Annotated in this window: 12 protein-coding genes and 1 pseudogene; 10 read left to right on the top strand and 3 right to left on the bottom strand. The window is 70.6% G+C overall.

Features of this window, described 5'->3' with window-relative positions; genetic code table 11:
• The first annotated feature begins 154 nt into the window (after positions 1-154).
• The 3 genes from M1105_RS09250 to M1105_RS09240 all read left to right on the top strand — a co-directional run bounded on the left by M1105_RS09250 (position 155) and on the right by M1105_RS09240 (position 1,807).
• The gene (locus M1105_RS09250; RefSeq protein ID WP_249580062.1) at positions 155-511 is read left to right on the top strand and encodes an outer membrane protein assembly factor BamE; all 357 of its coding nucleotides are present in this window, start codon (positions 155-157) and stop codon (positions 509-511) included.
• A 560-nt stretch (positions 512-1,071) separates the two neighbouring features.
• Positions 1,072-1,497, top strand: coding sequence for a hypothetical protein (locus M1105_RS09245; protein ID WP_249580061.1), 426 nt, complete (start codon positions 1,072-1,074; stop codon positions 1,495-1,497).
• Between the two features lie 58 nt (positions 1,498-1,555).
• Positions 1,556-1,807 carry a DUF2842 domain-containing protein gene (locus M1105_RS09240; RefSeq protein WP_249580060.1) on the top strand — a complete coding sequence of 84 codons (252 nt, stop codon included), beginning with the start codon at positions 1,556-1,558 and terminating at the stop codon, positions 1,805-1,807.
• Positions 1,808-1,811: 4 nt separating this feature from the next.
• Here the strand turns inward: M1105_RS09240 and M1105_RS09235 are convergent, their stop codons facing one another.
• Positions 1,812-2,960 carry a hypothetical protein gene (locus M1105_RS09235; RefSeq protein WP_249580059.1) on the bottom strand — a complete coding sequence of 383 codons (1,149 nt, stop codon included), beginning with the start codon at positions 2,958-2,960 and terminating at the stop codon, positions 1,812-1,814.
• A gap of 140 nt (positions 2,961-3,100) precedes the next feature.
• On the opposite strand from M1105_RS09235, the gene M1105_RS09230 reads away from it, so the two are divergent.
• Positions 3,101-3,784, top strand: coding sequence for a thiamine diphosphokinase (locus M1105_RS09230; protein WP_249580058.1), 684 nt, complete (start codon positions 3,101-3,103; stop codon positions 3,782-3,784).
• 14 nt (positions 3,785-3,798) lie between these two features.
• Here M1105_RS09230 and M1105_RS09225 read toward each other — a convergent pair whose 3' ends face one another.
• Together M1105_RS09225 and M1105_RS09220 are read right to left on the bottom strand one after the other, a co-directional pair.
• On the bottom strand, positions 3,799-3,951 hold the full coding sequence (locus tag M1105_RS09225) for a DUF2798 domain-containing protein (protein ID WP_319936782.1): 153 nt from the start codon (positions 3,949-3,951) through the stop codon (positions 3,799-3,801).
• A gap of 180 nt (positions 3,952-4,131) precedes the next feature.
• A complete protein-coding gene (locus M1105_RS09220) occupies positions 4,132-5,526 on the bottom strand; it encodes an L-serine ammonia-lyase (RefSeq protein WP_249580057.1) in 1,395 nt (464 codons plus the stop codon).
• A 166-nt stretch (positions 5,527-5,692) separates the two neighbouring features.
• Here M1105_RS09220 and rpiA point away from each other — a divergent pair.
• From rpiA to M1105_RS09190, 6 genes and pseudogenes are all read left to right on the top strand, one after another.
• Positions 5,693-6,385 (top strand): annotated as a pseudogene (rpiA, locus tag M1105_RS09215) (ribose-5-phosphate isomerase RpiA); the annotation flags it as partial.
• 127 nt (positions 6,386-6,512) lie between these two features.
• A complete protein-coding gene (gene gor, locus M1105_RS09210) occupies positions 6,513-7,886 on the top strand; it encodes a glutathione-disulfide reductase (RefSeq protein WP_249580055.1) in 1,374 nt (457 codons plus the stop codon).
• Positions 7,887-8,052: 166 nt separating this feature from the next.
• Complete coding sequence (hflK, locus tag M1105_RS09205) at positions 8,053-9,225, top strand: FtsH protease activity modulator HflK (RefSeq protein WP_249580054.1); 1,173 nt, start codon at positions 8,053-8,055, stop codon at positions 9,223-9,225.
• Positions 9,225-10,097 (top strand): protease modulator HflC, encoded by an 873-nt coding sequence (gene hflC / locus M1105_RS09200; protein WP_249580053.1) that lies wholly within the window; start codon positions 9,225-9,227, stop codon positions 10,095-10,097. The genes hflK and hflC overlap by 1 nt, the downstream gene beginning before the upstream one ends.
• A gap of 38 nt (positions 10,098-10,135) precedes the next feature.
• Entirely contained in the window at positions 10,136-10,318 is a 183-nt protein-coding gene (locus M1105_RS09195; RefSeq protein WP_249580052.1) for a DUF2065 family protein, read from the top strand.
• An 83-nt stretch (positions 10,319-10,401) separates the two neighbouring features.
• Entirely contained in the window at positions 10,402-11,874 is a 1,473-nt protein-coding gene (locus M1105_RS09190; RefSeq protein WP_319936781.1) for a DegQ family serine endoprotease, read from the top strand.
• Positions 11,875-11,919: the final 45 nt, after the last annotated feature.

Here is an 11,919-nt window from a genome sequence, read left to right as displayed (position 1 = left end):
CATAATCCCCGATGTAGTGTGATCGGGCGGCGCCGCGTGACCCGCGCGGCGCGCCCACTCCGACCGGGAGATACAGCCTCAGGGAGCAACGACATTAGCGTATCGCATTTCCCCTCTCCTGCCGCTCGTCGCGGCGCTCGCCCTCGGCGGATGCGTGTCGGCCGGCGAGCATCAGGCCGCGGTCGGCTCGACCCAGGCGACCGAGAACCTGACTGCCGGCAAGGTCCAGCGCGAGATCCGCGTCGGCATGACCTCGGCCGAGGTGGTCGAGGCGCTCGGCTCGCCCAATCTCGTCACCACGGACGAGCAGCGCCGCGAGGTATGGGTCTATGACAAGATCTCGACCGAGCGCGTCGTCTCGACCAGCGGCGCCCGCGCAGGCCTGATCCTGTTCGGCGTGCAGCAGAGCGCGGGCGCGTCGTCGACCTCGCAGCGCACCCTGACGGTCGTCATCAAGTACGACAACGAGGGCCGCGTGCGCGACTTCGCCTATCGCCAGTCGGCATTCTGAGGGAGAGATCCGGATGCGCAGATCCGCCCTTGCGGCCCTCGCGGCCGCGCCCCTCCTGCTGGCCGGTTGCGAGCCGACGATTCCGCCCGAGGCGCTGGCGATCAGCCAGGTGTCGATCGAGAAGCGTCAGCTCCAGACCCGCTATTTCGAGACCGAGGACGAGCCGATGCTGCTCAACGCCTCGGTCTCGGTGCTCCAGGATCTCGGCTTCACGCTGGAGGAATCGGAAACCGACCTCGGCGTTCTGCTCGCGACCAAGGACCGTGACGCGACCGAGGCCGGGCAGATCGCCGGGGCGGTGGTGATGGCGATCCTGTTCGGCGTCTATGTGCCGACCGACAAGAACCAGAAGATCCGCGTCTCGGTGGTGACCCGTCCGCTCGACGACGGGCGCGGCCGCACGGCGGTGCGGGCGACCTTCCAGCGGCTGGTGTGGAACACTCAGGGGCACCTCAGCAAGATCGAGGGACTGAACGAGCCGGAACTCTACCAGGGGTTCTTCGAGAAGCTCTCGCAATCGGTGTTCCTCGAGGCGCAAGTGATCTTAGGGGAGGGGGAGCATGATGAGAACCGGCATCCTCGCCGCAAGCATGGCCGCGCTGGCCGTCCTTGCCGGCTGCCAGACGAATTCCGAGGACCAGATCCTCGCCTCGGCCGAGAGCCAGGTGGCCCTGCGCTCGATGCAGAGCCGCGCCTTCGAGACGACCGACAAGATCCAGACCATGCGCTCGGTCATCGCGACGCTGCAGGATCTGGGCTTCGTCGTGGACAAGGCGGACGACGTGCTGGGCACGGTCAGCGGCACCAAGCTCGACGGCTATCAGCTCCGCATGACCGTTACAGTCCGCCCGCGGGGCGAGACGCAGATGATCGTCCGCGCGAACGCACAGTACAACGTCACGCCGGTCGAGGAGCCGGGCCCCTATCAGCAGTTCTTCGCGGCGCTGGAAAAGGCGATGTTCCTGACCGCCCAGCAGGTGGATTGACGCGCATCGCGACGCGCCGGCCTTGGCAGCGGCCGCGCGGCGGGCTAAGTCGCGGGGCATGACCTATCGAACCCGAAAACGGCTTGCGATCGCCATCCTCGTGCTTGGGCTGCCCGCCTATGTCGTCGTGGCGCTGAGCGTCGTGGGGATGTTCGAGCGCCCTCCGCTCGCCCTCGAATTCGCGATCTATGTCGGGCTCGGCGTGCTCTGGGCGATCCCGTTCCGCCGCGTCTTCCTTGGCCTCGGGAGGCCCGATCCGGATGGTGGATCGGATGCCGGCGGGCCGGGGCACGGCGGCGGCGGGGCGTGACGGCTCAACCCCGCAGCAGGGGCTCGAACTGCTCGGTGAGATCGCGGCTCAGGCCGAAATGGTCGTCGTCCACGCGCCGCAGCGAGCCCGCGCGGGTGAGCTTGCCGATCCCCTTGATCTGAACCTCGAGCGTGCGGGGAAACTCGCCGGGGATCTCGTCGAACACGGCCATCAGCTCGCGCCGGGTGAATTTCGGCTGGCGGCGCACGATGGTCAGGTAGGCCGCGGCGCTCAGCATCGCGTCCTGCGCGTCCTCGGCGCCCGCTGCGGCGGCGACCTGCGCGGGCGTCATGCCGGCGACCGCGACCGGCGAGACGGACGGCGCGGCCGACGCGGCCGGCGCCGGCCGGCCCGAGGGATCCGCGGTCTTTCCATGCACCTTGGCCAGCAGGCTCTCGAAACGGTCGCCGAGCCCGACCCCCTCGGCCGGGCGGCGGGGCGGCGCGCTCGGTGCCGCCTCGGCGGCGGCGGGCGTCGCGGCGCGGGTGGTGAAGAGCGGGCGGCGGGCGGGCTTTTCGTCCCCCGCCGTCTCGGGCGTGGGAGGGGCGCCGAAGATGTTCACCACCCGGTCGGTCCCGTCGTCCCCGTCCTCGCCCGCGTCGCTTCCTTGCAGGGCGCCCTCGTGCGCTTCGGCGCTCTCGTGCCGGTCGTCCTGGTCGCGCTCGCCCTCGATCTCGTCATCGCCCAGCGTCATCGTCGCAGTCATGCCGGCGGCGTCCCCAGCTTGGGGTTCGCCCCCACCGCGGGCCGCGTGCTCGTCCCCGTCGGCGGCCTCGAATCGCCGGCGCAGCGCCGCGAAGCGGTCCTCGGCCGGCTCGGACGCCGCGGGCTCGTCGGCGTCGCCGGCAGCACCCTCGCGGATCGCCGAAAGGCCGCCATCGGTTTCCTCGCCGCGATGCACCAGCACGAGGCCCGGCACGGCGCCCAGGCTCTCGACGTCGACGCCGGCGCGCCGGGCCACGCGCTCGATCACCTTGGCGATCGTGGCCTCGTCGAACACGGCCTCGCTGTTCAGCAGGTCGGGGCTCTCGGCCGCGACGCGACGGGCCACGTTCAGGACATCCTCGAGCACGCCCACCGGGTCGTCATAACCCTGGATCGAGACCGCGAAATCCCCGAGGCAGACATCGAGCCGTCTCGAATTCCCGCGCATTCTGCCCATCCCCCGCAAGTTGCGCGAGCGAGGGTCGCGTATTTGCCCGGTAGGGTCAAGCGCGAGCCCCGGCCGCCACGCCCCCCTTGATGCACGCGCGGGATTGACGCGCCGTGCGGGGGCAGCCAAGCCTCTGAGGCATGAGAGAGCTTCCCCTGCGCTTTCCCGGCCCTGTCACACTGGTCGGCAATGGCCCGTTCTCGGCCGAGATGCTGGCCGAGGCGCAGGCGATCGCGGCCGACCTGGTCGCCGCGGACCGTGGCGCGCATCGTCTGGCCGGGCTGCGCAAGCGCCCGCGCGCGGTGATCGGCGACATGGATTCTCTGCCCGACCCCGCCGCCTACGACGACGGCAGCATCGCGGTCGTGCATCTGGCCGAGCAGGACACCACCGATTTCGAGAAATGCCTCTATGCCACCGAGGCGCCGTTCTACCTTGGCGTGGGCTTCACCGCGGGCCGCGTCGATCACATGCTGGCGGTGTTCCACGCCATGCTGCGCTATCCGGCCAAGCCCGTCGTCCTGCTGGGCGAGGAGGACGTCATGGCGCTGGCGCCCGCCGGGCAGGTCATTCGGCTGCGCCTGCGTCCCGGCGCGCGGGTGTCGGTCTACCCGCTCCTGCCCGTGACGGGGGGGCACTCTCGCGGGTTGGTCTGGCCGCTCGACGGGCTCCGGCTCGCGCCGGGCGAGCGGGTCGGCACCTCGAACGAGGCGGCGCATTCGATGGTCGAGATGCGCTTCGACTGCCCCGGCGCGCTGGTAATGGTCGAGAGGCCCTTCCTCGCGGCGCTGGTGCATGCCGTGGCGGGACGCCCCGCGGGCTGAGGCCGCGGTCCAGTTCAGTCCGCGCGGACGATCCGCGCCACCAGCCGTCGCGCCACCGGGGCGAAGAGGAAGGCGGTAGGGAAGGCCACCGCCCATGCCGCGACCCATGTCCCGAGCCAGATGGCGTGGAAGTCCGGCACCAGCCCCTGCGTGCGCAGCGTGGCCACGCCCGTCACCAGAACGACATGACCCCCGACAGGATCAGGGCGAACAGGACGGGGGCGAGGCGGGACGGGATCATCACGGCTCCATGGGGCACAGGTGCGCCCCGCATATGCCGCCGCCAGCGCCCGCCGTCAATCGCCCCCGAGTTCACGGTTCCGCGCGGGCCTGAAACCCTCGCGCGCTCAGCAATCGGGCACGTTGACGGCGAGGCCGCCCAGCGAGGTCTCCTTGTACTTCTCGCTCATGTCGCGCCCGGTCTCGCGCATGGTCTTGATGCAGGCGTCGAGCGAGACGACGTGCCCGCCATCGCCTCTCAGTGCGAGCGAGGCGGCCGAGACCGCCTTGATCGCGCCCAGCCCGTTGCGCTCGATGCAGGGCACCTGCACCAGCCCCTTCACTGGGTCGCAGGTCATGCCCAGATGGTGCTCGAGCGCGATCTCGGCGGCGTTCTCGACCTGCTCGGGGCTGCCGCCCATCGCCGCGCAGAGCCCCGCCGCCGCCATCGCCGAGGCCGAGCCGACCTCGGCCTGGCAGCCGCACTCGGCGCCAGAGATCGAGGCGTTGTGCTTGATGATCCCGCCGATCGCGGCACCGGTGAGGAACATCTCGCGCAACCCCTCGCGCGAGGCGCCCACGATGTGGTCGAGGTAGTAGCGGCAGACCGCCGGGAACACGCCCGCTGCACCGTTGGTGGGCGAGGTGACCACCTGCCCGCCGGCGGCATTCTCCTCGTTCACCGCCATGGCATAGACGCTGAGCCAGTCGTTAGCGACATGCGGCATCTGGCGGTTCAGGCCGCGCTCGGCGATCAACTGGTCGTGGATGCCCTTGGCGCGCCTGCGCACGTTTAGCCCGCCCGGCAGGACGCCGCCCTTGGCCATCCCGCGGTCGATGCAGGCGTTCATCACCTCCCAGACCCGGTCGATGCCGCGGTCGAGGTCGAGGCGCGACAGCCGCGCTTCCTCGTTCGCGCGTTTCATCCGGGCGATGGAAAGGCCGCTGTCGCGCGCCATCGCCAGCATCGCGGCGGCGCAGTCGAAGGGGTAGGGCACCGCGTGGCCATGCGTGCCGGGCGCGCTGTCGTCGGCCTGCATCTCGCGCGCCGTGCGCACGAAGCCGCCGCCGATCGAGTAATAGGTTTCGCTCTGGTAGAGGTTCCCCGCCTCGTCCCAGGCCGACAGCACCATGCCGTTCGCGTGCAGCGGCAGGGCGGGGCCGTAGTCGAACACGAGGTCGGTCGCCGGGTCGAAGGCCAGTTCCCCCAGACCCGGCGGGCTCACCCGGCCGCTCGTGCGGATCGCGGCCTCGGCGGCTTCGGCCTTGGCCGGGTCGAGCGTGTCGGGCCGGAAGCCCGCGAGCCCCAGGATCACCGCCCGGTCGGTCGCGTGCCCGCGCCCCGTGAAGGCGAGCGAGCCATGCAGCCGGCAGCCCAGCCGCGCGAGCCGCCCGGCGCCAGGGATCTTCTCGCCCCCGGCCAGCGTATCGAGGAACCGCGCGGCCGCCACCATGGGCCCCATGGTGTGCGACGACGACGGCCCTATGCCGATCTTGAAGATGTCGAAGACGCTGAGGAACATGCTCTCTCAATCCCGCGTTCACCGTGGTCCTTGTAAGAGTGGCCCCTGCGCCGGGGCCGTTCAATCTCGACCGGGAATGGCTCTGGCGCGACCTCGCGCGGCGGGTATAGTGCCGCGCGACCCCCCGGCGCCGCGCGCGCGGCCAGACGACGGAGCCCCCACCGCGATGACCCACGACCTGTCCCCCGCCGACCGCGCCAAACGCGCCGCCGCCGCCCGCGCGCTCAACTTCGTCGAAACCGGCATGACGCTGGGCCTTGGCACCGGCTCGACCGCCGACTGGATGGTGCGCCTGCTTGCCGAGCGGATGAAGGCCGAGGGGCTCAGGATCATCGGCGTGCCGACCTCGACGCGCACGGCGGCGCAGGCCTCGGCGCTGGGCATCCCACTGTCCACGCTTGACGCGGCCGGCTGGCTGGATCTCACGATCGACGGCGCGGACGAGTTCGACGGCGCGCGCCGGCTGATCAAGGGCGGCGGTGGCGCGCTCCTGCAGGAAAAGATCGTCGCCGCCGCCTCGGACCGGATGGTGGTCATCACCGACCCCTCGAAGCAGGTGGACAGGCTTGGCGCCTTCCCCCTGCCGGTCGAGGTGGTCCGCTTCGGCTACGAGACCACGGCGCGGCTGGTGGCGCGGGTGCTCGAGGACCACGGCCTCGGCGGGCGGCGGGTGGCGCTGCGCGGCGGGCCCGACGGGGCGCTGGTGACCGACGAGGGGCACCACATCCTCGACCTCCATCTCGGCGCGATCCCCAACCCCGAGCGGCTCAATGCCGATCTCAACCTCATCCCCGGCGTGGTCGAGACGGGGCTGTTCTGCGGCCTCGCCTCGGTCATCGTGATCGGGCGCGAGGACGGCACGGCGCAGGTGATCGGGGCCTGAGGCGCATCACGCTTTCGCGAGCGCGGGCGGGGCGCGTGCAATCGCAACGGCCCGATCCTATCTGAGGGGCCGCGCACGGCAGGGAACGGCAAGGGGGCAGCCCATGAGCGACTTCGACTTCGACCTCTTCGTGATCGGGGGCGGCTCGGGCGGCGTGCGCGCGGCGCGGATCGCGGCGAACCATGGCGCCCGGGTCGGCATCGCCGAGGAATACCGCTTCGGCGGCACCTGCGTGATCCGCGGCTGCGTGCCCAAGAAGCTGCTGGTCTACGCGTCGAGCTTCTCGGAGTCCTTCGAGGACGCCGAGGGCTTCGGCTGGCATGTGCCCGAGCCGCGCTTCGATTGGGCGCGGCTGATCGCCAGCAAGGACCTCGAGATCGCCCGGCTCGAGGAGATCTACGCCCGCAACCTCGACCTCGCGGGGGTCGAGATCTTCCGCTCGCGCGCCACGCTGATCGACCCCCACACCGTCGAGCTTTCGACCCATGGCCACCGCATCCGGGCGAAGCACATCCTGATCGCCACGGGCGGGCGCCCCTTCGTTCCCGACTTCCCCGGCAGCCACCACGCCGTCACTTCGAACGAGATGTTCGACCTGCCGCGCCTGCCCGAGCGCGCGGTGGTGATGGGCGGGGGTTACATCGCCTGCGAGTTCGCGGGCATCCTGAACGGGCTGGGCGCGACGGTGACGCTGGTCTATCGGGGCAAGCGGCTTCTCCGCAGCTTCGACGCCGATCTCGGCGCCCATGTGACCGACGAGATGCGCAAGAAGGGGATCGAGATCCTCACCGAGACGGATGTCGCCGGGATCGAGCGCGATGGCGAGCGCCTCACGGTCGCGCTGACCAATGGCGAGACGCGCGAGGCGGGCCTCGTCCTTGCCGCCACCGGCCGGGTGCCGAACACCGAAGGGCTGGGGCTCGAGCGCGCTGGCGTGAGCCTCGGCAGGCGCGGCGAGATCCCGGTGGACGAATGGTCGCAGACCGCGGTGCCCTCGATCTTCGCGGTGGGCGATGTCACCGACCGGCTGCAGCTGACGCCCGTGGCAATCCGCGAGGGGCACGCCTTCGCCGACACCGTGTTCGGTGCGCAGCCCACCCGCGCCGACCATGTGCTGGTGGCGACTGCCATCTTCACCCAGCCCGAGATCGGCACCATCGGCCTCACCGAGGCCCAGGCCCGCGCCGAGGGGCAGGTCGAGATCTACCGCTCGACCTTCCGGCCGATGCTGCACACGCTCTCGGGCCGCGACGAGCGGATGCTGATGAAGCTGATCGTGGCGAAGGACACCCGCCGGGTGCTGGGCGTGCACATCGCCGGCCACGCTGCGGGCGAGATGATCCAGATGGCCGCGATCGCGGTGAAGATGGGCGCGACCAAGGAGGATTTCGACCGCACCGTCGCGGTTCACCCGACCGCGTCGGAGGAGCTCGTGACCATGCGGACCCCGCTGCCCGAGCCGGCTGGCGCGGCCTGAGCCGACAGCCCCGCGCCTGGTCCGGGTCCCGGCGCAGAGGCGGCCTTGAACGCGCCCGCCGAGGCACCAAGTCTTGGGGTATGGCGCGGGGGCCGTCTCTGCTGCTAGAACCGCGCGTGACAGCTTGCCCTCGCGGCAAATTCCCAACCGGAGGATCCTGGAGAGCATGCCTTTCAACAGCAATTCGGGTGGCGGTGGCGGCCCCTGGGGTGGCGGGGGTGGCAAGAACAACGGCGGCCGCAACCCGTGGGGCAGCGGCGGTGGCGGCGGTGGTGGCGGGGGAGGAGGCGGGCAGGGCCCCGACCTCGACGACCTGCTGCGCAAGGGCCGCGACCAGCTCAAGGTGGTGCTGGGCGGGCGCGGCGGGCGCACGGGCCGCGGTGGCGGCTTCGGCGGCGGACGCGGTCCCAGCCCCGCCGTGCAGAAGGCGCTGCCCTTCATCGTTCCCGTCGTGCTCGTTGCCGGCTGGGCCTTCCAGTCCTTCTACCGCGTCGACACTGGCGAGCAGTCGGTCGAGCTGTTCCTCGGCGAGTTCAGCCAGATAGGGACCGAGGGCCTCAACTTCGCGCCCTGGCCCGTCGTGACCTACGAGGTCCTGCCGGTCGCGCGCGAGAACACCATCGACATCGGCATCGCCGGTCAGGGACGGCGCGACGATCAGGGCCTGATGCTGACCGGCGACGAGAACGTGGTGGACATCGACTTTTCGGTGGTCTGGAACATCGCGCGGCCCGACCAGTTCCTGTTCAACATTGCCGATCCGGCCCAGACCATCCGGGCGGTGTCGGAATCGGCGATGCGCGAGATCATCGGCCGATCGGACCTCAAGCCGATCCTCAGCCGCGAGCGCGCGGCGATCTCGGCCGAGTTGCAGGACCTGATCCAGTTCACGCTCGACAGCTATCAGTCGGGCGTGAACATCGTGCGCGTGAACTTCGACCGCGCCGACCCGCCGGGCGAGGTGATCGAAGCCTTCCGCGACGTGCAGGCCGCCTCGCAGGACCGCCAGACCGAGGAGCGCCGGGCCGAGGCCTATGCCAACCAGACGCTCGCCGCCGCCCGCGGCGAGGCGGCGCAGGTCGTGCAGCAGGCCGAGGGCTACGCCGCGCGCGTGGTCAACGAGGCCAAGGGTGAGGCCGCGCGCTTCATCTCGATCTACGAGGAATACGCGAACGCCCCGGAGGTCACGCGCAAGCGCCTCTACATCGAGACGCTCGAGCGCGTGCTGGGCGGCGTCGACAAGTTCATCATCGATGAAGGCGTCGGCGGTGGCCAGGGCGGACAGGGCGTGGTGCCCTATCTGCCGCTCAACGAACTTCGCAGGGGAGGGACCAACTGATGCGGCTCATTCCGGTCATCATCGCCCTGCTTGCGGTCACGGTCTTCGCGGGGCTTTCGGCCATCTACATCGTGGACGAGCGCCAGCAGGCCATCGTGCTCCAGTTCGGCGAGGTCAAGGCGGTCAAGACCGAACCCGGCATCGGCTTCAAGGTGCCGCTGATCCAGGAGGTCGCCTTCTACGAGGCCCGCATCCTGCCGCTCGACACCTCGCCCCTCGAGGTCACGCCCGCCGACGAGCGCCGCCTCGTCGTGGATGCCTTCGCACGCTGGCGCATCACCGATGTCGTCCGCTTCCGGCAGGCGGTGCAGACCGAGCTTGCGGCGATCTCGCGGCTCGAGCGCATCCTCAACGCCTCGCTGCGCGAGGTGCTGGGCACCGTGAGTTCGGACCAGATCATCTCGGCCGAGCGCACGACGCTGATGCAGCGAATCGCCGAGGACGCGCGTTCGGACGCGCGCGAGCTGGGCGTCGAGATCATCGACGTGCGCATCCGCCGTGCCGACCTGCCGGTCGAGAACCTGCGCGCGACCTATGACCGGATGAACGCCGAGCGCCAGCGCGAGGCCGCCGACGAGCGTGCCCGTGGCAAGGAGGCGGCCCAGCGCATCCGCGCCGAGGCCGACCGCCAGGCCGTCGAGCTGACCTCCGAGGCGAATCGCGAGGCGGATATCATCCGCGGCCGGGCCGACGCCGAGCGCAACCGCATCTTCGCCGACGCCTTCGGCCGGGATCAGGAGTTCTTCACCTTCTACCGCTCGATGGCGGCCTACGAGAAATCACTCGGCGGCGAGAACTCGACGATGGTGATCACCCCGGAGAGCGAGTTCTTCGACTACCTCAAGGCGCCTCAGGGCCGTCCGACACCCTGAGGCCGCCACGGCGGCCGGGATTCGCAGGGAGGTGCGACGTGGACTTGCTGGCCGCCCTCGCCCTCGTGCTCGTGATCGAGGGGCTCGCGGTCGCGATCTTCGCGGGCTCGCTGCCCGAGATGCTCGCGGCGATGCGCGTAACCACCGACGCGCAGCGCCGGGTGCTCGGGATCGTGATGGTGGTCTGCGGCGCAGCGGCCTATCTTGCGATCCGCGGGTGATGTCCGGGCGGATGTCCGGGTTTGTTGATCAAGGCTCCGCCGGGCCCATCCGCGACCGGCGCAACAACGGGAGAGGCAGAGACATGATGGTTCAAGGCATCCGGGCGGTCTTCAGAGGCGGCGCGACCGTCGCCGTGATGCTCGCTCTCGCCGTGGCGATGGCCTCGCCCGCGGCGGCCCAGTCCCGCGCGCCCGAGACCTTTGCGGATCTGGCCGCGAAGCTCAGCCCCGCGGTCGTGAACATCTCGACCTCGCAGACCATGGATCAGCCCGACCGGCAGATCCCGGGCCTGCCGCCCGGCACGGTGCCCGAGGAGTTCCAGGACCTGTTCCGCGATTTCTTCGAGCGCGGCTTGCCCCCGGGCCCGCGCGAGGTGCAGTCGCTCGGCTCGGGCTTCGTGGTGTCGCCCGAGGGCTTCGTGGTCACCAACAACCACGTGATCGAGGACGCCGACGAGATCACCGTGAACTTCTCGGACGGCAAGTCCCTGCCGGCGACGCTGATGGGCACAGACCCCAAGACCGACATCGCGCTCCTGAAGGTCGAGCCGTCGGCGCCGCTGCCCTTCGTCGAGTTCGGCGATTCGGACGCGATCCGCGTGGGCGACTGGGTGCTGGCGATCGGCAACCCCTTCGGCCTTGGCGGCTCGGTTTCGGCGGGCATCGTGTCGGCGCGCAACCGCGACATCAATGCCGGGCCCTATGACGACTTCATCCAGACCGATGCCGCGATCAACCGTGGCAACTCCGGCGGGCCGCTGTTCAACATGCAGGGCCGGGTCATCGGCGTGAACACCGCGATCATCTCGCCCACCGGCGGCTCGGTCGGCATCGGCTTCTCGGTGCCGTCGAACATCGCGGCGACCGTGGTGACGCAGCTGCGCGAACATGGCCAGACCCGGCGCGGCTGGCTGGGCGTGCATATTCAGACCGTCTCGGACGAGATCGCCGAGGCGCTCGGCCTCGACGCGGCGAAGGGCGCGCTGGTCAGCGACGTGGCGCCGGACGGGCCGGCCGCGGCGGCCGGCATCAAGGCCGGCGACGTGATCCTCAACTTCGACGGCCGCGACGTCACCGAGATGCGCTCGCTGCCGCGGATGGTGGCCGACACGCCGGTCGGCAAGTCGGTGCGCGTGGTGATCTTCCGGGACGGCAAGACGCAAACGCTGAAGGTCGAGCTTGGCCTGCTCGAGGAACAGGCCGCAGCAGCCGCGCCCGGCGAGACCGCGCCGGACGAACCCGCCACGGCGACCGAGCTTGCCGAGATCGGGCTGAGCCTTGCGCCCCTCACCGACGTCGCGCGCCAGCAGTTCGGCCTGCCCGAGGGCATCGAGGGCGTCCTGGTGGCCGAGGTCGCGCGCGATTCGGAGGCGGCGAAGAAGGGCATCGCGCCCGGCGACGTCATCATCGAGGTGCAGCAGGTCCCGGTCGCCACTCCGGCCGACGTCACCGCCCGCATCAACGATGCCAAGTCCGCCGGGCGCAAGTCGGCGCTGTTCCTGGTCCAGACCGGGTCGGACATGCCGCGCTTCGTGCCGCTCGGCGTCGGCGGCTGACGCATCCCGCGCGACGCCCGGTGTCGCGCCATGGCGCGACGCGGG

It is taken from the genome of Thermohalobaculum sediminis (genome assembly GCF_023487995.1).
Taxonomy (GTDB): domain Bacteria; phylum Pseudomonadota; class Alphaproteobacteria; order Rhodobacterales; family Rhodobacteraceae; genus Thermohalobaculum; species Thermohalobaculum sediminis.
This window is presented reverse-complemented; position numbering and strand designations above follow the sequence as displayed.